Consider the following 22754-nt stretch of genomic DNA (forward strand, 5'->3'; position numbering starts at 1 on the left):
AGCGTCGGAAGAGTAGGTCGTCGCCAGGCCTGCAAAACAGACAAAAACCTCACAACGTCCTCACCCACACCGCGGGGTGGAGCAGCCCGGTAGCTCGTCAGGCTCATAACCTGAAGGTCGTCAGTTCAAATCTGGCCCCCGCAACCAAGTCAAAACAAAAGCTCCAGCAAACTCGACGAGTCGCTGGGGCTTTTGTTTTGCCTGGATGTCTCCTGCGGCGGCGACGTCAGCGAGCGGAGGGCTACCGTCCCGAGACGTCTTCTTCCGCGCGCACGAGGCGGTAGCCGATGCCGGGTTCGGTCAGGATGAAGCGCGGTCGGGAAGGGTCGGGCTCGAGCTTGTCGCGCAGATGGCCGATGTAGACCCAGAGGTATTGGGTCTGCCCCTCCTGCGCCGGGCCCCAGACCTTGTGCAGGATCTGGCGGTGGGTCAGGACCCTGCCGGCGTCCATCGCCAGGACGCGCAGCACGTCCCATTCGCGCCGCGACAGCCTCACCGTCCGGCCGTTCACCGTGGCGATCCGGGCCGCGGCGTCGATGCGCAGGCCTTCGCTCTCGAAGACGGGGGCCGGCGCGCTCTGGGCACGGTGGCGCAGCGCCGCGCGCAGCCGGGCCAGCAGTTCGCCGGTACCGAAGGGCTTGGTCACATAGTCGTCCGCGCCGAGATCGAGAGCCTTCACCTTGCCCGCCTCGTCGCCCCGCGCGGACAGGATCACCACCGGGACGGCGGACCAGGCGCGGAGTTCCCTCAGGACTTCGATACCGTCGCGATCCGGCAGCCCGAGATCAAGCAGCACCAGATCCGGCCGCTCGGTCCTGACGCGGCGAAGGGCGTCGGCGGCGGACGGCGCGTCGAAGACATGATAGCCGTGGGCTTCGAGGATCGTGCGCAGGGTGCGGCGGATCGGCGCCTCGTCGTCGACCACCAGGACGGTGGGCTCAGCCATCGGCCGGCACCGGCGGCGAGGATCCGGTCGGCAGGGCGAAGCGGATCGTGGTGCCGGTGCCGTCCGGCGCCGCCAGCGCTTCGATCCTGCCGCCATGGGCTTCGACGAAACCCTTGCAGATGGCGAGGCCGAGACCGGTGCCCGCGACCCGCCGGTCGCCCGCCCGCACGCGGTAGAACTTGTCGAAGATCAGATCCCGTTCGGCCTCCGGAATGCCGGCGCCCTGATCGGTCACCGCGGTCTCGATGAAATCGCCGGCACGGGAGACGCTCACCGTGATCCGGCCGGTCTCGGGCGAATATTTCCGGGCGTTGTCGAGGAGGTTGATCAGCACCTGCTCGATCAGCGCATGGTCCAGGCGAAGTGGCGGAAGCCCGGGTTCGATCCCGATCATCACCTCGTGCCGGCCGAGCATCCCGCCGGCACGGCGAATGGCCGTGGCGACGACGTCCGCCATCGACGTCCAGTCCCGCCTGAGCTCGAGCGCGCCGGCTTCGAGCCGGGTCATGTCGAGGAGATTGCCGACGAAGCGGTTCAGCCGCTCGCCCTCCTCCTCGACCGTCGCCAGCAAGTCGTCGCGGGCCGGCGGGGCCAGCCGGTCGTGGTCCCGGCGAAGCGTCGTCGCGGCCGCCAGAATCGAGGCGAGAGGCGTGCGCAGGTCGTGGCTGATCGAGGCGAAGAGCAAGGCGTGGAGCTGCTCCGACCGCGCCTTCACGCTGGCCTCGTCCAACTCGTCGATGAGGGCGACCCGCTCGATCGCCACCGCCGCCTGGTCGCACAGGGCATCGACCAGGCGCCGCGTCTCGGCGGACAGCGCCCGTCCGGGCGCCTCGCTCTCGATACCGATCACGGCGACCGGACCGGAAGCGGTCCTCAGCGGCAGGAACAGGCGCTCGGCCCCGGGGAGCGTGTCGGCTCCCCGTCCGGCGGGGCGGCCATGGTCCCACGACCATTGCGCCGCCGCGCGTTCCGCGTCGGTCAGCCGGTCGTCGGGCGGATAGCCGGAGCGGATCGACAGCGACCCCACGCCGTCGGGCAGCAGGATCACCACCTTGACCTTCAGCATGGCGGCGAGCTGATGGGCGACCGCCCAGAGCAGATCGTCGAGCGCCCGGACCCCGGCCAGTTTCCGGGCAAAGGAATAGAGGGCGGCCGCGGCGGCCTCGCGCTTCCGCGCCGTCTCCGTCAGCAGGCGGCTGCGCGCCGCGAGGCCGGAGAGCAGCACGGCGACGCCGAGGAAGACGAAGAGGGTGACGATATTGGCCGGATCCGCCACCGTGAAGGCGTAGAGCGGGGGCATGAAGAAGACGTTGAAGGCAAGGGTGGCCAGCACCGCCGTGGCGAGCGAGGGCAGCAACCCGAAGTTCAGCGCGGACGCGATCACCGCCGCGATGAAGACGAGGGAGAGCGTCGAATTGGTGTTCCTGCCGACCCCCGCGGCCAGATGGGCGGCGCCGGTCACGCCGGCCACCATCAGGGCGCTCCAGAAATAGGGCCGGGGGTCGATGGCACGGCGTTCCGTGCGCGGTGGCGCCGCCGGCTTCTCCGCGGCGAGGTCCGGCAGCACGAGGATTTCGATCGGCCCGGCGAGACGCAGCAACCGTTGCACCGGCGAGCCCGACCACAGCGCCCTCCACCGGCCGCGCCGCGACCGGCCGATGACGATGCGCGTCACATTGCGTTCGGCCGCGGCGGCGATCAGGGTCTCGGCCACGTCGGCGCCGGGAATCGACAGGGCGTCCGCGCCGAGCTGTTCCGCCAGGCGCAGGGTATCGGCGAGCCGGTCGCGGGCGGCGTCGTTCGGATGTTCGCTGCCGGGCGTCTCGACGTGGACGGCGAACCAGCGGGCGTGCAGCCGTTCGGCGATGCGGGCCGCCGTGCGCACCAGTCGGGCCGAGGACGGACCAGGGCCGACACAGACCAGGAGACGTTCGCCGACCGGCCAGGGGCCGCTGATGGCATGGGCACGCATGTAGTGGACCATCTGGTCGTCGACCCGTGCCGCGGCCTGGCGCAACGCGAGCTCGCGCAGCGCGGTCAGATTGCCCGGCGAGAAGAAATGGCGCACCGCCCGGCTCGCCTGATCGCCCAGATAGACCTTGCCCTCGCGCAGTCTCTTCAGGAGATCCTCGGGCGTCAGGTCGATCAGCTCGATCTGGTCGGCCGCCTCGAGGACATTGTCCGGCAAGGTTTCGCGCACCCGGATCCGCGTGATCTGGGCGATCACGTCGTTCAGGCTCTCCAGGTGCTGGATGTTGACCGTCGTGTAGACGTCGATGCCCGCCGCGATCAGTTCCCGGACGTCCTGGTAACGCTTGGGATGGCGCGAGCCGTGCACATTGGTATGGGCGAGCTCGTCCACGAGGACGAGTTGCGGGCGGCGCGCCAGCACGGCATCCAGGTCCATTTCCTCCATGACGCGACCGCGGTAGTCGACCCGGCGGCGCGGGACGACCTCGAGGTCGGCGAGTTGGGCCTGGGTTTCGCGTCGCCCGTGGGTCTCGACCACGCCGACCACGACGTCGACGCCGTCGCGGCGGCGGGCATGGCCCGCCTCGAGCATGGCGTAGGTCTTGCCGACGCCCGGCGCGGCGCCGAGGAAGACTTTCAGCTTGCCGCGCCGCTCGGCCGCCGCCTCGGCCAGCAGGGCTTCGGGGGCCGGGCGGGCGTCTTCGTCCTGCAAGATGGACTCCCGAAATCAGGGCGCCATCTTATCAAGGGCCAGATTGAGTTCCAGCACGTTGACGCGGGCCTCGCCGAGGAAGCCGAACTGTCGCGGCCGGATATGGCCGGCGATCAGGCCGTGCACCTCGGCCGGGCCCAAACCGCGCGCGCGGGCCACCCGGTCGGCCTGGAAATAGGCGGCCGCCGGCGAGATGTCGGGGTCGAGGCCCGAGCCGGAGGCCGTGACCAGATCGACCGGAACCGGGCCGTCCGCGTCGGCGCGGGCGGCGGCGACGCCCTGCCGCACCCTGTCCAACAATACTTTCGAGGTCGGTCCCAGGTTGGAGCCCGAGGCGGCGGCGGCATCCCAGCCTTCCGCGCCCGCGGCCGACGGCCTGGCATGGAAATAGCCGTCGCCGGCAAAGCCCTGGCCGATCAGGCGCGAGCCGATGATCCGGCCCTGGGCATCCATTGCCAGGCTGCCATGCGCCTGATCGGGAAAGACGGCCCCGGCAAGACCGGTGACCAGCGCGGGATAGAGGCCGCCGGTGATCGCGGTCAGCGCCGCGACCAGCACGAGGGCGGGCCTAAGGATCGAGAGCATGAGAATCTCCTTGCTCAGGCGAGGCCGAGGGCGGCGACGACGAGATCGATCGCCTTGATGCCGGCGAAGGGCAGCAGGACGCCGCCGAACCCGTAGATCGCGAGATTGCGGCGCAGCAGGCCGGCGGCCCCGACCGCCCGGTAGCGCACGCCCCGAAGCGCCAAAGGGATCAGCGCCACGATGATCAGCGCATTGAAGACGATGGCCGAAAGGACGGCGCTTGCCGGCGTGGCCAGGCCCATGACGTTGAGGGCGCCGAGCTGCGGATAGGTCGCCGCGAAAATTGCGGGGATGATGGCGAAATATTTGGCGACGTCGTTGGCGATCGAGAATGTGGTCAGGCTGCCGCGCGTCATCAGCATCTGTTTGCCGATGCCGACGATCTCGATCAGCTTCGTCGGATCGCTGTCGAGGTCGACCATGTTGCCGGCCTCGCGCGCGGCCTGGGTGCCGGTGTTCATGGCGACGCCGACATCGGCCTGGGCGAGGGCGGGGGCATCGTTGGTGCCGTCGCCGCACATGGCGACCAGACGGCCCTGGGCCTGCTCCCGGCGGATCAGGTCCAGCTTGTTCTCCGGCGTCGCCTGGGCGAGGAAATCGTCCACGCCCGCCTCGGCCGCGATCGCGGCGGCGGTCAGGGCATTGTCGCCGGTGATCATCACGGTACGGATGCCCATGGCGCGGAGTTCGGCGAAACGCTCGCGGATGCCCCCCTTCACCACGTCCTTCAGGTGGATGACGCCGAGAAGCCTGCGGTTCCGGACCACGCCCAGCGGCGTGCCGCCCGTGCGCGCGATCCGTTCGACCGCGACCGACCAGTCCCTCGGAATCGCGGTGCCGTCGACCAGGGCCTCGATGGCGTCTATGGCGCCCTTTCGGATGGCGACGTCGCCGTGGTCGACGCCGCTCATGCGGGTCTGCGCGGTGAAGGGGACGAAGCGGGCATTCAGTTCGCTCATTTCGTGAGCGCGTATGCCGTATTTCTCCTTGGCCAGGACCACGATCGAGCGTCCCTCCGGCGTCTCGTCGCGCAGCGAGGCGAGTTGGGCGGCGGATGCGAGGTCGAACAGGTCGATCCCCGGCATGGCGATGAATTCGGTCGCCACCCGGTTGCCGAGGGTGATCGTCCCCGTCTTGTCGAGAAGCAGGGTGTCGACGTCGCCCGCGGCCTCGACCGCGCGGCCCGAGGTGGCGAGTACGTTGAAGCGGATCAGCCTGTCCATGCCCGCGATGCCGATGGCGGACAGCAGGCCGCCGATCGTGGTCGGGATCAGGGTGATGAAGAGCGCGGCGAGCAGCACGATCGGAACGGAGCCGCCGGCATGGCGGGCGAAAGGCTCGATCGTCGCGGTGGCGATCACGAAGATGAGGGTGAGACCGGCAAGAAGGATCGAGAGCGCCACCTCGTTCGGCGTCTTCTGCCGCCGCGCGCCTTCGACGAGAGCGATCATGCGGTCGAGGAAGGTGTTGCCGGCGGCCGCCGTGATGCGCACCGTGATCCGGTCGGAGATGACGCGGGTGCCGCCGGTGACGGCGGAGCGGTCGCCGCCGGACTCGCGGATCACGGGAGCGGATTCGCCGGTGATCGCGCTCTCGTCGACCGAGGCGATGCCCTCGATCACCTCGCCGTCGGAGGGGATGATGTCGCCCGCCTCGACCAGCACCAGGTCCCCGGCGCGCAGCGTCGTGCCCGGCACCTGTTCGACCGAGCCGTCGTCGCCGAGCCGCCTGGCGACGGTCTCGGCGCGAGTCCGGCGGAGCGAGGCCGCCTGTGCCTTGCCGCGTCCCTCCGCGACTGCCTCGGCGAAATTGGCGAACAATACCGTGAACCAGAGCCAGGCGGCGATCTGACCGCTGAACCCGGCGTCGCCGCCGTCGGCAAGATCCCGCAGGAAGACCACGGTAACCAGCGCCGAAACGATCTCCACCGTGAAGATCACGGGGTTGCGGATCAGCGTGCGCGGATCGAGCTTGCGGATGCTGTCGCCAAGCGCCCGTGCCATGAAGCCGGCGCCCGGCATGGCGCGGCCACGGTCGTCATGTGCAATGGACATGAAGGTTTCCTCAGAAGGTCTGGCCGGCCGCGAGGGCGAAATGTTCGACCACAGGGCCGAGGGCAAGGGCCGGCATGAATTCAAGCCCGCCGACGACCAGGATCACGCCGACCAGCAGGCCGACGAAAAGGGGCGTATGAGTGGGCAGACTGCCGGCCGAAGGGGGCAGGCGTTTCTTCGCGACGAGGGCGCCGGCGACGCCGAGCATCGGCACGATCATCAGGAAGCGGCCGATCAGCATGGTCAGGCCCAGCGTCAGGTTGAAGAACGGCGTATTGGCATTGAGCCCCGCGAAAGCCGAGCCGTTGTTGGCGCCGGCCGACGTATAGGCATAGAGGATCTCGGAAAAGCCGTGGGGACCGGCGTTGGCGAGGCTCGCCCGCGCCTCGGGCAGGATCGCGGCGACCGCCGTGAAGCCCAGCATGGCGAGCGGCAGGACGAGGAGCGCCAGGAAGGCCAGGCGGACCTCGCGGCTCTCGATCTTCTTGCCGAGATATTCGGGCGTGCGGCCGACCATCTGCCCGGCGATGAAGACCGCCAGCACGACGAAGAGCAGCATGCCGTAGAGGCCGGCGCCGACACCGCCCACGATGATTTCGCCGAGCTGCATGTTGATCAGGGGCACGAGGCCGCCGAGCGGCGTGAAACTCGAATGCATCGCGTTGACGGCACCGCAGGAAGCGCCGGTGGTCGCCGTCGCGAAGAGCGCGGAATTGGCGATGCCGAAGCGGACTTCCTTGCCCTCCATGTTGCCGCCGTCGACGCCCAGGGCGGTGATCAGCGGATTACCACTCGCTTCGGCGCCATAGGCGATGGCGACGCCGGCAAGGAACATCACGCCCATCGCGGACAGGATGGCCCACCCCTGACGTTCGTCCTTCACCATGCGCCCGAAGGTATTGGTGAGGCCGGCGCCGATCGCGAAGATCGCCACCATCTGCAGGAGATTGGAGAGCGGGGTCGGGTTCTCGTAGGGATGGGCGGCGTTGGCGTTGAAGAAGCCGCCGCCATTGGTGCCCAGCATCTTGATCGCGACCTGCGAGGCCACCGGCCCCTGGGCGATCGTCTGCCGCGTCCCTTCGACCGTGGTCGCGGAGACATAGGGATCGAGATTCTGCGGCACGCCCTGCCATACCAGGACGAGGGCGAGAACGATGGCCATCGGCAGCAGGAGATGGAGGGTGCAACGCGTCAGGTCTACCCAGAAGGAGCCGAGGGTCTTCGCCGTGGCGCGCGAGAAGGCGCGGATGAAGGCGATGGCGAGGACGATGCCCGTCGCCGCCGAGGTGAAGTTGTGCACGGTGAGGCCGACCATCTGGCTGAAATAGCTCATGGTCGTCTCGCCGCCGTAAGCCTGCCAATTGGTATTGGTGGTGAAGCTGACGGCCGTGTTGAAGGCGAGATCGGGCGGCAGGCCCGGCAGGCCCTGGCGGTTGAAGGGAAGCATGTCCTGGCATCGCAGGACGACATAGGTGATCAGCAGGCCCGCCAGGTTGAAGGCCAGCATGGACAGGGCATAGGCGATCCAGCCCTGTTCCTGTTTCGCCGAAATGCCGGCGGCGCGAAAGAGCACGCGTTCAACCGGGCCGAGGACGGGGGAAAGGAAGACGCGCTCGCCCGAGAAGAGACGGGCCATGTACCCCCCGAGGGGGCGCACGAGGACAAGCACGAGGGCGCAGAAGACGGCGATCTGCAGCCAGCCGTTCGCGGTCATGTCAGAATCTCTCCGGCCTGATCAGCGCGACCGCGAGATAGACGAGGAGAAAGGCGGCCACGCCGCCGCCGAGGAGGAGGTCGATGGTCATGACGCCTCTCACAGCCCGTCGCAGGCGACGGCATAGGCGGCACAGGCACCGAAGAAGGCGCAGGTGGCCGCGATCAGAATGAAATCCACGGGGGGACCTCCATGAGAAAGAGGTCGTCAACATCACCCCACTGAACCTAAAGGCGCGCTGGCAAAATTCGGGTGGGTGCCTTTGCCCGCGATGGTCTTTTTCGGTCGATGGGGAGTTCCGTGGTCATCGAGGCGTCGGGCGACGCCACGGCCGCCGGAAACGCTTTCAGGCCCCCAGCGATGAAAATCACGGAGGAACGGAAGGAAGCCGCGCGGAGTTTTCACCCGGCGACCTTCCCCGCCATGATCGAACACGGTTGAACACCCCCCCGAACGGTGGGGCGGTTCGTTTCGCGGGTTGCGCTATACTCTCCGACAAAGAACAAGACGAGGGAGGCATGTCATGTCGGGAGAGAGCCCGCGTCATCCGATGGACCATTTTCCGGTCCGGCCGCTGCAGTTCGATGTCGACGGCCTGGCGGGGGCCGATCCGGTATGGAGCCGATCCTGCCCCGAATTCTCCATGTTTCTCAACGCGCTCGGCATCCATGTGCCCTATTTCGAGCGCTATCTGGTGCGGGTGCTGGGGCGGGCCAAGGCCTTGGTCGACGATCCCGAACTGCGCGAGGCGATGTCGGGCATCATCGGTCAGGAAGCCCATCACGCGAAGAACTTCATCGCCTACAACAGGTTCCTGGCCGCCACCTATCCCCGGGTAGCGGATTTCGATGCCGAGGCGCGCGATTTTTTCATGGCCCGCCTGAAGACGGATTCGCCGCGCCGTCAGGCCGCCTTCACCGCCGGCTACGAGACTTTCACCTTCCTCGCCGGCATGGTCGTGCTGGACAATTACGACAGATGGTTCTCGGATTCCGATCCGACCATCAAGGCCATGTGGGTCTGGCACCAGGTCGAGGAGGTCGAGCACGGCGCGGTCGCCTTCGACGTCTACAAGAAGCTCTACGGTAAGCACGAGTGGTACCGCAAATACATGGTGCTGGTCGCCCTGAAGCACATCGCGGGCGAGACCCTGCGCGCCTATTTCCACATGGCCAGGCAGAGCGGCTATCTGCGCAATCCGTGGCGGGCCCTGAAGACGGTGAAATTCGTCACCGGCACCTTGCTGCACATGCTGTGGCTGGCGAAGCCCGTGATGTCCAGGCGGTATCACCCGCGCAATCACCCGCTGGTCACCGACCGGCAGAACCCGATCGCGGTCGCCTGGCGCAAGTTCGAGGGCAACGGCGGCGACGTCCTCGCCATCGACCGCGAGAAGATGGACCTCATCCTGCGGGCCAACTAAGGCCTGCCGCCCAAGCGGCGGGAAGAAGGCCGCGACAGTCGGGCCCGCGGATCGCCCCGATCAGACCACCACGTCCTGGGCGTCCTGGACGCCGACGCCGAAGACGCGTTTGTAGCGCGCCACTTCGGCGGCGGGGCCCATGGCCTTGTTGGGATTGTCGGACAGTTTCACCGTCGGCCGGCCGTCGGCCGAAGCCGCCTTGCACACCAGGCTGAAGGGCGCCAGTTCGTCGCCGGGCACGAGGCCCCGGAAGTCGTTGGTCAAGAGCGTGCCCCAGCCGAACGAGACCTTCACCCGGTCGTGGAAGCGGCGGTGCAGGTCCTCGATCGTGTCGATGTCCAGCCCGTCCGAAAAGATCACCAGTTTCCGTCGCGGGTCCTCGCCGCGCGATTGCCACCAGCGGATCGCCGTCTCCGCCCCCGTCGCCGGATCGCCCGAATCGATGCGGATGCCGGTCCAGGCCGACAGCCAGTCGGGGGCATGCTCCAGGAACCCTTCGGTGCCATAGGTATCGGGCAGGATGATGCGCAGATTGCCGTCGTGCTCCTCCTGCCAGTCGGCCAGCACGTCATAGGGGGCGCGGGCGAGCGCGGCGTCGTCGCCGGCGAGCGCCGCATAGACCATGGGCAGTTCATGGGCGTTGGTGCCGATCGCCTCGATGTCGCGGCGCATGGCGATCAGGCAGTTCGAGGTGCCGGTGAAGGCGCCTTCCAGCCCCTCGATCATGGCCTGCACGGCCCAGTCCTGCCACAGGAAGCTGTGGCGCCGCCTGGTGCCGAAATCGGCGATGCGCAGGCCGTCGAGGCGTTGCAGGCGCTCGATCTTCTGCCACAGTTTGGTCGTCGCGCGGGCGTAGAGCACATGCAACTCGAAGCGTTTCAGGCGGCGCAGCACGGCGCGCCCGCGCAATTCCATCAGGACGGCCAGCGCCGGCACCTCCCACAGCATGACTTCCGGCCAGGTGCCCTCGAAGGTCAGCTCATATTGTCCGTCGCGCTTCTCGAGGTGATAGGGCGGCAGGCGCAGGGCCTCGAACCATTCCATGAAGTCGGGGCGGAACATCTGGCGCTTGCCGTAGAAGGTGTTGCCGCGCAGCCAGGTGCTCTCACCCCGGCTGAGGCTGAGGCTCCGGATGTGATCGAGCTGTTCGCGCAATTCGCCCTCGTCGATCAGATCCGCCAGGGGCACGGCGGTGGAGCGGTTGTAGAGGCTGAACACCACCCGCGTGTCGGGCTTGTTGCGGAACACCGACTGGCACATCAGCAGTTTGTAGAAATCGGTGTCGATCAGGGAGCGGACGACCGGATCGATCTTCCACTTGTGGTTCCAGACCCGTGTCGCGATGTCGATCATGTCGGGGTTCCTGGCATGTCAGGGCTCCAGCATGACGCCGGCGGCCAGCATTTTCTCCCGCGCGGCGGCCAGGCTGCCGTCGAGATCGATCGCCCGGCAGGCCCCTTCCAGCACCGTCACGGAAAAGCCGAGACGCACCGCATCCAGCGCCGACCAGGCGACGCAGAAATCGGTGGCGAGGCCGGCGAAGGTCACGGTGTCGACCCCGCGCGAGCGCAGATAGCCTTCGAGCCCCGTCGGCGTCGTCCGGTCGTTTTCGAAGAATGCGGAATAGCTGTCGATGGCGGGGCGAAAGCCCTTGCGCACCACCAGATGGGCGCGCCCGGTATCGAGATCGGGATGGAAGGCGGCACCCGGCGTGTCCTGCACGCAATGCACGGGCCACATCACCTGCGGGCCATAGGGCATGGGCTTCACCGAGAAGGGTTCGGCGTCCGGATGGTTGGCGGCGAAGGAGGCGTGATCGGACGGGTGCCAGTCCTGGGTCAGGACGACGACGGGAAAAGACGCCATCAGCGCATTCACCCGCGGCACCACCGTGTCGCCGCCGGCGACCGCCAGGGCCCCGCCGGGGCAGAAATCGTTCTGAACGTCGATCGCGACCAGCGCGCCGGTCGTTTCCATGGTCTTCTCCCTCCCGTCGCTTTCCTATCGGTAAGGACGGGGAGGGACCGGGTCAATGGGAACGCGCGTCGCGGGGGCGATCGGTCAAGGCGGCGAAGCCTGGCGCGGCCCGCCGCCCGCCGCGAACGACCGGCGTGGGCATGCGGGTCGCGATGCCTTGACGGGCCGTGGTAAGGTTCGCGCGCTGGCCACTTTCGACCGGAAGCATTCCAAGGGGTCCGGGAAATGGCCATGCCGTTGGGGGGGCTAGGCTGGAACCGTTCCGTATGACTCAGAAACTTTGCTTTATCGGCAATTCACATCTCGCCGCTTTGAAGAGGGGCTGGGACGGCATGGCGGCCGATTATCCCGACGTGGACATCACCATGTTCATCGGCCTGGGCCATCGATACGAACATGCCTATCTCGAGGGACATTTCATCAAGACGCAGTTTGGAGAACTGCTCGACACTTTCGTGCGCCACAGCGGGGGGCGGGATTCCATCGACCTGACCGCCTATGACCGCTTCGTGGTCGTCGGTCTCGGCTTCGACATCGTGCTGCTGACACGGATCTACGATCGGTACCGCACCGTCATGAACAACGGGCCGGCGAAAAAGGAAGTCCCCTTCGTGTCGCTGGACGTCCTGGCGCAGATGGTGATCGCCGACCTCCGCGAACATTCGCTGGCGCTGCGGCTGGCCAGCATGGTCAAGACGGTGGTGTCGGATCCGGTCCATCTCTGCTGGGTCCCGCTGAAGCGCAAGGCCGCGCTCCGGATCAGCACGAAGAAGAAGCTGGCCATCGCCAAGGGTCTGGCCGCCATTCGGCGGAACGGCGACGAAGACCTGGTGCGGGTCGTGATGGAGCGCATCAGGGTCTTGCTGCGGCCGGAGGGGATCCTGCTGATCGAACAGCCGGAAGAGACCGTCGCCGACCGCATCTTCACCCGCGAGGAACTTTCCCAGGCCGCGCATATCGGGCCGGACGATCCGCACATAAGGGAGCGGCTTGACGATATCGGCCACATGAACCCGTTCTTCGGCCGGATCATGATGAACCGCATCATGGAAACAGTGGCCCCCGGGGCCCGCGTGGCGACAGCCGCGGCGATCGACTCGGCGGCCGAGATCGAAGCCGCCCGCGCGCAGATGGAAGTGCAGTCGGAAAAGCGCAGGCAGGCGCCCCGGTCCAAGCAGGCATCGGCGACACCGCGCCGACGTCCCTGGCATCGCCCCCTGGTCAAATGGGGAAAGCGGATCCTCGGCGCCGGGCGGAAGAAAAAGGGAGAATCCTGAGGATCGCGAGAGGCGCGAGGCGCCCGGGAAACGTTCCCGTTGGCAATCTCAGGCGACGTTCCGTTGCTGGGGAAATCCCGGGCGACGTTCCGTCGCTGGTGCCGGCGGTCAGAATTGAACTGACGACCTACTGATTACGAATCAGTTGCTCTACCCCTGAGCTACGCCGGCAGGCAGGGAGTCTCGAAGGCGCCTGCTATAGCCAAGATGGGCGCGCTTCGCAAGTCCGGCGTGGCCTTCGCGACGGGGATGCGGGCCGGTTGCTGCGGCGCACGCGAATCGCTAGGTTGCTCGCCATGACCGACACCGTCCTCCTCGCCGTCGAAGGCGCCCGCGCCACCATCACCCTCAACCGGCCGGAGCGCCACAATGCGCTCGAGAAGGCGGATCTCGAATTGTTCGGCGCCCATCTGGACGCCGTCGCGGCCGATCCCGCGATCCGGGTGCTGGTGCTTTCGGGCGGCACGGCGAAGAGCTTCTGCTCCGGCGTCTCGATCAACGACCTCGCCGGCGGCACCCAGCGCGAAGGCGCGCTCGAAGGCCTGGTCGACAAGCTGGAAGCGATGAAGATCCCGGTCATCGCGGCCCTGAACGGCGGCATCTTCGGCGGCGCCGTCGAAATCGCCCTGGTGGCGGATTTCAGGATCGGCGTCGAGGGCATGAAGATGTTCGTGCCGCCCGCGCGCCTCGGTATCCACTACCCGGTCAAGGGCCTGACCCGCATGATCGAATGCCTGGGGCTTTCGGTGGCCAAGCGCCTCGTCCTCTCGGTCGAGGAACTGGCGGGCCCGCAGCTGGTCGAGGTCGGCTTCCTCGACCGGATGGTGAAGCGCGAGGATCTGGACGCCGAGGTCGAGGCGCTGGCGCTGCGCATCGCCGGCCTCGCGCCGCTCGCCATCCAGGGCATGAAGCAGGCGCTGAACGGCATCGCGCGGGGCACGCTGGATGCCGAGGCCACGGCCACCCGCATCGCCGCCTGCTGGGCCTCCGCCGATCATCAGGAAGGCCTGAAGGCCTTCGCCGAGAAGCGCAAGGCGGTCTTCGAGGGGCGGTAATAGGGACATCGTCGTCCCGGCGCAGGCCGGGATCTCACGACGAGAAGGCACTCATCCGTCGAAAGGCCCCGGCCTTCGCCGGGGCGACGACGATGAGAAGTCAGCGCAGCGCCATCAGGCCGCGATAGACCACGATCGTCGAGCGCACCATGCGGGCGACCGTCCAGGTGTCGGCGACATGGGCTCGGGCATGGCCCGCCAGCGCCTGGCGGGCCGTGGCGTCGAGGGCGAGGGCGTCGCCCAGTGCCCGGGCCAGGGCATCGACGTCGCCGGGCGGCACCAGGAGGCCGGTTTCGCCGGGGATCACGGTCTCGCGGAAACCGCCGTGGTCGGTCACCACCACGGGCTTGCCCATGGCCTGGCCTTCCACAGGGATGCGGCCGAAGGCCTCCGGTTCGAGCGAGGGCGCGACCACCACGTCGGCCAGCATGTAGGCCGCCGCCATGTCGCGGCAATGGCCGACGATGCGCACCACCCCGCCGAGATCGAGACGGGTCACCGTTTCCTCGACTTCGCGCGCGTATTTGCGCCGGCCCTGGTCGTCGCCGACGATGAAGCAGACGATGTCGCGCCGCCCCAGTTTGGCCAGCGCCTCGAGCAGGAACAATTGCCCCTTCCAGCGGGTCAGGCGGCCGGGCATCAGGATGACGCGGGGACCGTCCGGCAGGCGCCAGTTTCGGGCGACGGCGATCACCCGTTCGGGGCTGACGCGGCTCGGATCGAACAGGTCGATGTCGATGCCGCGCGGAATGGTGACCAGCCGGTTCACGGCGCGGGGATAGCGTTCGCGCACATGTTCGGCGATGAAATGGGAATTGGCGATCACCACGTCGCCCGAGGCCATGATGGCGTTGTAGCGCCGCTTGCCCGGAAAATTCTCGTTGTAGGTGCCGGCATAGGTGGTGACGAAGGGCAGGCCGGCGTTCCGCGCCGCCATGCGCGCGCTCCAGGCCGGCGCGCGCGAACGGGCGTGGACCAGTTCGATGCCGTGGGCGTCGATCGCTTCGGCCAAACGCCGGGCGTTCGCGCGGATGCGAAGCGGGTTCTTGGTCGCCAGCGGCAGGGTGATGTGCCTGGCGCCCACCCGTTCGAGGTCGTGCACCATGCGCCCGCCCTCCGAGGCGACGAAGGTCTCGACCCCGGCGGCGGTCAGGCCGGCGGCGACATCGACCGCCGTCCGTTCGACCCCGCCCGCGCCCAGCGCCGGCAGGACCTGCAGCACGCGCGGCACGCGCCCCAGTGTCGGTGGCGGCACGCCGTCGCCGTCGTCCGCCGCCGTGGCATCCCCGCCCATGCCGGTATATGTATCGCTCATGAAGACCGCCGAAACCCCATCCACCATCGCCCCTTCGCGTCTGCCGCGAGACGGGCGTCCTTCGATCGCCTATCACACAAGCGGCGGGAAATCACCCGGTGTACTGTTCCTTGGTGGTTTCAAGTCCGACATGACGGGGACCAAGGCGACGGCCCTCGACGCCTTCTGCCGGCGCGCGGGGCGTGCCTTCACCCGTTTCGACTATTCGGGCCACGGCGCGTCCGGGGGCCGGTTCGCGGACGGCACCATCGGGCAATGGCTGGGCGACGCGCTCGCCGTCTTCGATCAGGTGACCCGGGGGCCGCAGGTCGTGGTCGGCTCCTCCATGGGCGGGTGGATCGCCGCCCTGCTGACGCTCGCCCGGCCGGACCGGGTGGCGGGCCTCGTCACCCTGGCGGCCGCGCCCGATTTCACCAGCCGCCTGATCGAGGCGCGCCTGACCGACGCCGACCGTGCCGCCCTCGCCCGCGACGGCTTCATCGTCGATCTCTCGGACTACGATCCGGACGGCTATGAGATCACCCGCGGCCTGATCGAGGAGGGGCGCGGGCATCTGATCCTCGGCCGGGGCGCGGTGGCGATCCGCTGTCCCCTGCGCATGATCCACGGCGACCGCGACACGGACGTGCCCTGGGCGCTGTCGGCGGAACTGCTCGGCGCGGTGGAATCGGCGGATGCCACCCTGACCCTGGTCAAGGGCGCGGATCACCGCCTGTCGTCGCCGGCCGACATCGCCCGCATGGAAGCCGCCATCGCCGAACTGGCGGGCTGACGCGCGACGGCGCCATTCCCCTCGGCGCGGGTGCGCGCTATACCCTGTTCACCATGTCCGCACTTCTCTCCTTCTTCATACCGCTCGCCTTCGTCGCGCTGGTCGTCATCCTGGTCCTCGGGGTGCTGACGCTGCTGCGCGGCGGGCCGGATCGCCGTTTCTCCAACAAGCTGATGCAGATGCGCGTGCTGGTGCAGGGCATCGCCCTGATCCTGCTCCTGCTCGCGCTGTGGCTGATGGGGCGCTGACATGGTGAAGCTGGACAAGATCTACACGCGCGGCGGCGACAAGGGCCTGACCTCCCTGGTCGACGGCAGCCGCGTCGCCAAGCACGCCGATCGCGTCGCCGCCTATGGCGATGTCGACGAATTGAATGCGGTGATCGGCCTGATCCGGCTGGAGACGGCCGATCTGGCGGAAGTCGACGCCATGCTCAGCCGGATCCAGAACGATCTCTTCGATCTCGGCGCCGATCTCGCGACCCCCGACGGCATCGAGGGCGCGTTGCGCATCGTCGATGCCCAGGTCGCCCGCCTCGAGGCGGAGATCGACGTGATGAACGCCGAGATCCCGCCGCTTCGTTCCTTCATCCTGCCGGGCGGCTCCCGGGCGGCCGCCCATGCCCATCTGGCGCGCACGGTGGCGCGGCGCGCGGAGCGCGGCATCAGCGCCCTGGCCGCGGTCGAGGCGATCAACATGGCGGCGCTGCGCTATGTGAACCGCCTGTCGGACCATCTCTTCGTCCTCGGCCGCCACCTGAACGACAGGGGCGCCGCCGACGTGCTCTGGGTTCCCGGCGCCAACCGCTGATCGCCAAAGCCTGCGACCTGGAGTCGCTTCGACTTGCCAAAGGGGAATTCCCTGCCACTATGGCCCGCTGCGGGGGCCCAAAGGCCCCGGGAGCGGCCGGCCAGGGTCGTTGGAGCGCGCTTTTCGGCGCTTTTTGCGGTTCGTTGACAGAGCCGGCTCCAATTTCTATGGTGCGGCGCGGCAAAGGGGTGTCGGGTCTGTTGCGGACCCGGGCGCCCCGGCACTTCTCCCGGGCCTGGTGGTCCTGGTATCGAACAGTTCCCAATAAACAGGGCGGAGCAAAAATCCCATGAAGGTCCTGGTGCCCGTGAAGCGGGTGGTCGACTACAACGTCAAGATCCGCGTGAAGGCGGACAATACCGGCGTCGACCTCGCCAACGTGAAGATGTCGATGAACCCCTTCGACGAAATCTCGGTCGAAGAGGCGATCCGCCTCAAGGAAGCGGGCAAGGCGACGGAAGTCGTGGTGGTCTCCATCGGCCCCGCCCAGGCGGCCGAAACGATCCGCACCGCGCTCGCCATGGGCGCCGACCGCGGCATCCTGATCAAGACGGACGAAGAGGTTCAGCCCCTCGCCGTCGCCAAGCTGCTGAAGGGCGTGGTCGACGAGGAGCAGCCGGGGCTGGTGATCGTCGGCAAGCAGGCGATCGACGACGACAGCAACCAGACCGGCCAGATGCTCTCGGCGCTGCTGGGCTGGGGCCAGGCGACCTTCGCCTCGAAGGTCGTGATCGGCGACGGTTCTGCGGAAGTGACCCGCGAAGTCGACGGCGGTCTCGAGACCCTGTCGCTGAAGCTGCCGGCCATCGTGACCTCGGACCTGCGTCTGAACGAGCCGCGCTATGCCTCGCTGCCGAACATCATGAAGGCGAAGAAGAAGCCGCTGGCCGAAAAGGCCCCGGCCGACTACGGCGTCGATATCGCGCCGCGCCTGAAGACCCTGAAGGTCGAAGAGCCGCCGAAGCGCAGCGCGGGCATCAAGGTGCCGGACGTCGCGACCCTCGTCGAGAAGCTGAAGACCGAAGCGGGAGTGCTCTGATCATGGCGATCCTCGTCCTTGCCGAGAACGATTCGACCGGCGTGAAGCCGGCCACCCTGAACGCCGTCGCCGCCGCCAAGGAAATCGGCGGTGACATCCATGTCCTGGTCGCCGGTGGCGGCGCCGACGAAGCCGCGAAGATCGACGATGTCGCCAAGGTGCTGTCGGCCGACGACGCGGCCTATGCCAACCGCCTGGCGGAGCCGCTGGCGGCCCTGATCGTCTCGATCGCGGGCGGTTACGACTATATCGTCGCGCCGGCCACCACCTCGGGCAAGAACGTCATGCCGCGCGTCGCCGCGCTGCTCGACGTCGCCCAGATCTCGGACATCGTGAAGGTCGTCTCGGGCGATACCTTCGTGCGTCCGATCTATGCCGGCAACGCGCTGGCGACCGTGCAGTCGTCGGATGCGAAGAAGGTCATCACCGTCCGCACCACCGCCTTCCCGGCGGTCGGCATGTCCGGCTCCGCGCCGGTCGAGGCGGTCGCCGCCGCCGGCGATCCGGGCCTGTCCAGCTTCGTCGGCGCCGAGCTGTCGAAGTCGGAGCGTCCGGAGCTGACCTCGGCCCGCGTCGTCGTCTCGGGCGGCCGCGGCATGCAGTCGGGCGACAATTTCCACCTCCTCGACAAGATCGCGGACAAGCTGGGCGCCGCCGTCGGCGCCTCGCGCGCGGCGGTCGACGCCGGTTTCGTGCCGAACGACTATCAGGTCGGCCAGACTGGTAAGATCGTGGCGCCGGAGCTCTACATCGCCGTCGGTATCTCGGGTGCCATCCAGCACCTCGCCGGCATGAAGGACTCGAAGGTCATCGTCGCGATCAACAAGGACGAAGAGGCGCCGATCTTCCAGGTCGCCGACTACGGTCTGGTGGCGGACCTGTTCAAGGCCCTGCCGGAACTCGAAGCGGAACTGTCGAAGTAACGCGGATCATCTGCTAGGCTTATCGTAAACGCGAGCAACGGACGGGGTATCTCAATGGCGCTCAAGGCTATCGGTGTCATCGGTGCCGGCCAGATGGGCAATGGGATCGCCCACGTCTGTGCGCTCGCGGGTTACGACGTGGTCATGTCGGACATCAGCCTCGAGCGTGCCAAGGCCGCGCTCGAGGTCATTTCCGGCAATATGGACCGCCAGCTCGCCAAGGACCTGATTTCCGAGGCGGACCGTGACGCGGCCCTGAAGCGCATCGTGCCGACCGACGACCTCGGCGCCTTCCACGAGTCGGATCTCGTGATCGAGGCGGCTTCGGAGAACGAGACGGTGAAGAAGCAGATCTTCACCACCCTCTGCCCCAAGCTGAAGGAAAGCGCCCTGATCGCGAGCAACACCTCGTCGATCTCCATCACCCGCCTCGCGGCCATCACCGACCGGCCGGAGCATTTCATGGGTGTCCACTTCATGAACCCGGTGCCGGTCATGAAGCTGGTCGAACTGATCCGGGGCATCGCCACGGACGAGGGCACCTATCAGGTCATCCGGGAATTCGCCGTCAACATCGGCAAGACGCCGACCGCGGCCGAGGATTTCCCCGCCTTCATCGTCAACCGCATCCTGCTGCCGATGATCAACGAGGCGGTCTATACGCTCTACGAGGGTGTCGGCTCGGTCGAGGCGATCGACACCGCCATGCGTCTCGGCGCCAATCATCCGATGGGCCCCCTGCAGCTCGCCGACTTCATCGGTCTCGACACCTGCCTCGCCATCATGCAGGTGCTGCACGAGGGCCTGGCGGATTCGAAATACCGGCCCTGCCCGCTGCTGGTGAAATATGTCGAGGCCGGCTGGCTCGGCCGCAAGACCAAGCGCGGCTTCTACGACTATCGCGGCGACGCGCCGGTTCCGACCCGCTGATATCGAACGCCTTCCAGGTCCGTTGTGAACAGCCCTGGCTGACGGTCCGTCTGCCGGGGCCTTGTCGCGTGGCGAGCTGGGCGCCGCACAGGCCCGGCTTCCAGACCGTCGATCGCGTGGTCTGGCGCGAGGTGCGCAATGCCGATCTCGGGCCCGACGTCGACGCCCTGGCCCTGCTGCGCGACGGGCTTGCCGCCATCGGCGCGCTCGATGCCGTCGCCATGATGACGTCGCGCGACATCCGCCGCCATTTCACGGGCACCGCTTGGGTCGGGAACGTGACCGCCACCTGCCTCGCCACCGTCGGCCTCACCAATGGCGAGACGGTCGGGCGGCGACGGCCCGGCCGGCCCGGTCCCCTCGGCACGGTCAACCTGCTGGTCCATGTCGATCATGCCCTGACCGAAGCGGCGATGCTGGAGGCCATGTCCATCGCGGCGGAAGCAAGGACAATGGCCATCCTCGAAGGCGGCTATCGCCCGGATGCCGACGCCCCGCCGGTCACCGGTACCGGTACCGACTGCATCGTGATCGCCTGTCCGGCTACGGGGGAACCGTCCCCCTTCGCAGGCATGCACACCGCCATCGGCGAAGCCCTGGGCGCCGCCACTCTTGCCGCCATCCGCGCCGGCGTCGCGGACTGGCTGGCGGAACGGCGGGGGTAGCGCACCGTTACCCGTCGTCCCGGCGAAGGCCGGGACCTTTCTCGGAAACGGGCGCCTTCTCGTCATGAGGTCCCGGCCTTCGCCGGGACGACGCGGCGGATAGATGGCCATCTTCGCTGTTCAAACGAGGCACGATCCCCTCTAAGACTCGAAGAGAGAAAACGCGGGAGCTCTCATGGCGCAGGAAGGCCGTTCACCCCGTCTCGCCGTCCTGATCGACGCGGACAATGCGTCGCCCAGGATCGCGGAGGCGCTGTTCGAAACGATCGCTACCCTGGGGGAAGCCAGCGTGCGGCGGATCTATGGCGACTTCTCGTCCGGCCGCTCCAAGGGCTGGGCCGACATACTGGCGCGCCACGGCATCATCCCGCAGCAGCAGTTCGCCTATACGGTCGGCAAGAATTCGGCCGACATCGCCCTGGTGATCGACGCCATGGACCTGCTGCACAGCGGGCGCTTCGACGGCTTCTGCCTCGTCTCCTCCGACAGCGATTTCACCCGTCTCGCCGCGCGCATCCGCGAGCAGGGGGTGGATGTCTATGGTTTCGGCGAACAGAAGACGCCGGAAAGCTTCCGTCAGGCCTGCCGCCGCTTCATCTATACCGAGAACCTGCTGCCGCAGGAGGGCAAGGCGGCCAAGGCAACCGCCCAGCCGGCCGGCCATGCGGCGGATCTGCTGCGCAAGGCGCTGTCGCAGGAGGACGACGACGAGGGCTGGGTTTCGCTCAGCGCGATCGGCAAGCAATTGTCCAATCTGGCGCCCGATTTCGACCCGCGCAATTTCGGCTTCCGCAAGCTCAGCGACCTGGTGCGCAGCCTTGCCGCCTTCGAGATGGGCGAGGGGCCGGACGGCAATCTGCGCCTGCGCCTGAAGCCGGCGAAGCCGAGGGGGCGCAAGGGCAAGGGTAACCAGGAAGCCACATAAGATTAACCGATCGGTTATCGCCCTGGCACGGGACGGGACTAACGTCCGCCCCCGTCTTCTTCAGACGGAGGTTCCCATGTCCGAACGCCATGTCCTCACCCGTCGCGGCCTCGTCCTCAAGACGCCGCTCGTCGCCGGTGCCGCCGGTCTTATGGCCGCCCGCCCCTGGCGCGCCTTCGCCATGAGCGGGCGCCCGCAATTCACCCACGGCATCCAGACCGGCGACGTGATCGGCGACAAGGCCGTGCTCTGGGCCCGCGCCGACCGCCCGGCGCGCCTGATGGTCGAATGGTCGACGACCGAGAGCTTCGCCCGCTCGAGCAAGGTCATGGGCCCGGCCACCCTGGACGTCGACGATTACACCGCCCGCGTCACGGTCGACGGCCTGCCCGACGGCCAGCGGATCTTCTGGCGTGCGTCCTTCGTCGACCTGCAGGACATCAACGCCGTGTCCGAGCCGGTGACCGGCCGCTTCCGCACCCGGCCCACCGCCGGCACCGACGTCAGCTTCGCCTGGTCGGGCGATACCTGCGGCCAGGGCTGGGGCATCAATCCCGATTTCGGCGGCATGAAGATCTACGAGGAGATCCGCAAGGCCCAGCCCGATTTCTTCATCCATTCGGGCGACACCATCTATGCCGACGGCCCGATCAAGGCCGAGGTCGCGCTGCCGGACGGCACCACCTGGAGGAACGTCACCCTGGAGGGCAAGCACAAGGTGGCCGAGACGCTGGACGAGTACCGTGCCGCCTATCGTTACAATTTGATGGACGCGAACGTCCGCGCCATGAACCTCGAAGTCCCGACCTTCTTCCAGTGGGACGACCACGAGACCACCAACAACTGGTATCCGCAGGAAGTGATCGCCGCCGCCGACGAACGCTACGCGGTGAAGTCGGCGGCGCTGCTTTCCGCCCGCGCGCGCCGTGCCTTCCTCGACTATGCGCCGATCATGGGCACCGAGAGCGGCGAGGTGAAGATCCACCGCCATATCCCCTATGGCCCGATGCTCGACGTCTTCTTCCTCGACATGCGCAGCTTCCGCGGCCCCAATACCGCGAACCTGCAGGACGAGGCCTCGGACGAAACCGCGTTCCTCGGCCAGCAGCAGATCCGCTGGCTGAAGCAGCGGTTGCTGGCGTCGCGCGCGACCTGGAAGGTCATCGCGGCCGACATGCCGATCGGCCTCCAGGTGCCGGACGGCAAGACCGCCGAGGGCATCGCGCAGTGGGAAGCGGTCGCCAATGGCGACATGGGCGCGCCCAAGGGCCGCGAGCTGGAAATCGCCGGGCTCCTCGCCTTCATCAAGGCCAACGACGTGAAGAACGTGGTCTGGCTGACCGCCGACGTCCATTATACGGCGGCCCATTACTACAATCCGGAAAAGGCGAAGTTCACCGACTTCAAGCCGTTCTGGGAATTCGTCTCGGGCCCGCTGAACGCCGGAACCTTCGGCCCGAACGCGCTGGACGACACCTTCGGCCCCGAGCTGAAATATGTGAAGGCGCCGGAAGAGGGCCAGGTGAACCTGCCGCCGTCGGACGGCATGCAGTTCTTCGGCCATGTCCGGATCGACGGCAAGACCGAGGTCATGACCGTGACCCTGATGGATATCGCGGGCGACAAGCTGTGGGCGACGGATCTGACGCCCGAAGCCTGAA

Annotated in this window: 21 protein-coding genes and 2 tRNA genes; 13 read left to right on the top strand and 10 right to left on the bottom strand. The window is 67.6% G+C overall.

Annotated elements, in window-relative coordinates; all coding sequences use genetic code 11:
* Positions 1-70: 70 nt before the first annotated feature.
* A tRNA-Met gene (locus tag L2U69_RS18885) sits at positions 71-147 on the top strand.
* A gap of 94 nt (positions 148-241) precedes the next feature.
* Here L2U69_RS18885 and L2U69_RS18890 read toward each other — a convergent pair.
* From L2U69_RS18890 to kdpF, 6 genes are read right to left on the bottom strand one after another with little or no spacing between them, the layout of a single operon-like run.
* Entirely contained in the window at positions 242-946 is a 705-nt protein-coding gene (locus tag L2U69_RS18890) for a response regulator (RefSeq protein ID WP_236108685.1), read from the bottom strand.
* Positions 939-3629 carry a sensor histidine kinase gene (locus tag L2U69_RS18895; RefSeq protein WP_236108686.1) on the bottom strand — a complete coding sequence of 897 codons (2691 nt, stop codon included), beginning with the start codon at positions 3627-3629 and terminating at the stop codon, positions 939-941. Before L2U69_RS18895 ends, L2U69_RS18890 begins: the two co-directional genes overlap by 8 nt.
* A gap of 15 nt (positions 3630-3644) precedes the next feature.
* Entirely contained in the window at positions 3645-4214 is a 570-nt protein-coding gene (gene kdpC, locus L2U69_RS18900) for a potassium-transporting ATPase subunit KdpC (RefSeq protein WP_236108687.1), read from the bottom strand.
* A 14-nt stretch (positions 4215-4228) separates the two neighbouring features.
* Positions 4229-6268, bottom strand: a complete 2040-nt coding sequence (gene kdpB, locus L2U69_RS18905) for a potassium-transporting ATPase subunit KdpB (RefSeq protein ID WP_236108688.1) — start codon at positions 6266-6268, stop codon at positions 4229-4231.
* A gap of 10 nt (positions 6269-6278) precedes the next feature.
* A complete protein-coding gene (kdpA, locus tag L2U69_RS18910) occupies positions 6279-7982 on the bottom strand; it encodes a potassium-transporting ATPase subunit KdpA (protein WP_236108689.1) in 1704 nt (567 codons plus the stop codon).
* 1 nt (position 7983) lies between these two features.
* Positions 7984-8073 carry a K(+)-transporting ATPase subunit F gene (kdpF, locus tag L2U69_RS18915; protein ID WP_236108690.1) on the bottom strand — a complete coding sequence of 30 codons (90 nt, stop codon included), beginning with the start codon at positions 8071-8073 and terminating at the stop codon, positions 7984-7986.
* Positions 8074-8505: 432 nt separating this feature from the next.
* Between kdpF and L2U69_RS18920 the strand changes: the two genes are divergently transcribed.
* The gene (locus tag L2U69_RS18920) at positions 8506-9405 is read left to right on the top strand and encodes a metal-dependent hydrolase (protein ID WP_236108691.1); all 900 of its coding nucleotides are present in this window, start codon (positions 8506-8508) and stop codon (positions 9403-9405) included.
* A 60-nt stretch (positions 9406-9465) separates the two neighbouring features.
* Here L2U69_RS18920 and pncB read toward each other — a convergent pair whose 3' ends face one another.
* The gene (gene pncB, locus L2U69_RS18925; protein ID WP_236108692.1) at positions 9466-10758 is read right to left on the bottom strand and encodes a nicotinate phosphoribosyltransferase; all 1293 of its coding nucleotides are present in this window, start codon (positions 10756-10758) and stop codon (positions 9466-9468) included.
* Between the two features lie 18 nt (positions 10759-10776).
* Complete coding sequence (gene pncA / locus L2U69_RS18930) at positions 10777-11382, bottom strand: bifunctional nicotinamidase/pyrazinamidase (RefSeq protein ID WP_236108693.1); 606 nt, start codon at positions 11380-11382, stop codon at positions 10777-10779.
* Between the two features lie 167 nt (positions 11383-11549).
* Here pncA and L2U69_RS18935 point away from each other — a divergent pair, with 167 nt between their 5' ends.
* Complete coding sequence (locus tag L2U69_RS18935; protein WP_236108694.1) at positions 11550-12659, top strand: hypothetical protein; 1110 nt, start codon at positions 11550-11552, stop codon at positions 12657-12659.
* A gap of 96 nt (positions 12660-12755) precedes the next feature.
* Here L2U69_RS18935 and L2U69_RS18940 read toward each other — a convergent pair.
* Positions 12756-12830 (bottom strand) — tRNA-Thr (locus L2U69_RS18940).
* Between the two features lie 125 nt (positions 12831-12955).
* Between L2U69_RS18940 and L2U69_RS18945 the strand changes: the two genes are divergently transcribed.
* Positions 12956-13714 carry an enoyl-CoA hydratase/isomerase family protein gene (locus L2U69_RS18945; RefSeq protein ID WP_236108695.1) on the top strand — a complete coding sequence of 253 codons (759 nt, stop codon included), beginning with the start codon at positions 12956-12958 and terminating at the stop codon, positions 13712-13714.
* Between the two features lie 100 nt (positions 13715-13814).
* Here L2U69_RS18945 and L2U69_RS18950 read toward each other — a convergent pair whose 3' ends face one another.
* On the bottom strand, positions 13815-15029 hold the full coding sequence (locus L2U69_RS18950) for a glycosyltransferase family 4 protein (protein ID WP_236108696.1): 1215 nt from the start codon (positions 15027-15029) through the stop codon (positions 13815-13817).
* Positions 15030-15159: 130 nt separating this feature from the next.
* Between L2U69_RS18950 and L2U69_RS18955 the strand changes: the two genes are divergently transcribed.
* The 9 genes from L2U69_RS18955 (at position 15160) to L2U69_RS18995 (ending at position 22753) form a co-directional block, all read left to right on the top strand.
* Positions 15160-15801: an alpha/beta hydrolase gene (locus L2U69_RS18955; protein ID WP_236108697.1), complete on the top strand. Its 642-nt coding sequence runs from the start codon at positions 15160-15162 to the stop codon at positions 15799-15801.
* Positions 15802-15854: 53 nt separating this feature from the next.
* On the top strand, positions 15855-16049 hold the full coding sequence (locus tag L2U69_RS18960) for a twin transmembrane helix small protein (RefSeq protein ID WP_236108698.1): 195 nt from the start codon (positions 15855-15857) through the stop codon (positions 16047-16049).
* 1 nt (position 16050) lies between these two features.
* On the top strand, positions 16051-16611 hold the full coding sequence (locus tag L2U69_RS18965; protein WP_236108699.1) for a cob(I)yrinic acid a,c-diamide adenosyltransferase: 561 nt from the start codon (positions 16051-16053) through the stop codon (positions 16609-16611).
* 289 nt (positions 16612-16900) lie between these two features.
* Positions 16901-17650 (top strand): electron transfer flavoprotein subunit beta/FixA family protein, encoded by a 750-nt coding sequence (locus L2U69_RS18970; RefSeq protein WP_236108700.1) that lies wholly within the window; start codon positions 16901-16903, stop codon positions 17648-17650.
* Between the two features lie 2 nt (positions 17651-17652).
* A complete protein-coding gene (locus L2U69_RS18975) occupies positions 17653-18573 on the top strand; it encodes an electron transfer flavoprotein subunit alpha/FixB family protein (RefSeq protein WP_236108701.1) in 921 nt (306 codons plus the stop codon).
* A gap of 54 nt (positions 18574-18627) precedes the next feature.
* The gene (locus L2U69_RS18980) at positions 18628-19503 is read left to right on the top strand and encodes a 3-hydroxybutyryl-CoA dehydrogenase (RefSeq protein ID WP_236108702.1); all 876 of its coding nucleotides are present in this window, start codon (positions 18628-18630) and stop codon (positions 19501-19503) included.
* A gap of 50 nt (positions 19504-19553) precedes the next feature.
* Positions 19554-20168 (top strand): adenosylcobinamide amidohydrolase, encoded by a 615-nt coding sequence (locus tag L2U69_RS18985; protein WP_268967460.1) that lies wholly within the window; start codon positions 19554-19556, stop codon positions 20166-20168.
* 175 nt (positions 20169-20343) lie between these two features.
* On the top strand, positions 20344-21093 hold the full coding sequence (locus tag L2U69_RS18990; RefSeq protein WP_236108704.1) for an NYN domain-containing protein: 750 nt from the start codon (positions 20344-20346) through the stop codon (positions 21091-21093).
* Between the two features lie 76 nt (positions 21094-21169).
* On the top strand, positions 21170-22753 hold the full coding sequence (locus L2U69_RS18995; RefSeq protein WP_236108705.1) for an alkaline phosphatase D family protein: 1584 nt from the start codon (positions 21170-21172) through the stop codon (positions 22751-22753).
* The last annotated feature ends 1 nt before the right edge of the window (position 22754 follow it).

Origin of the sequence: Zavarzinia marina (genome assembly GCF_021568905.1) — a bacterium.
In the GTDB taxonomy this organism is placed as follows: Bacteria; Pseudomonadota; Alphaproteobacteria; order Zavarziniales; family Zavarziniaceae; genus Zavarzinia; species Zavarzinia marina.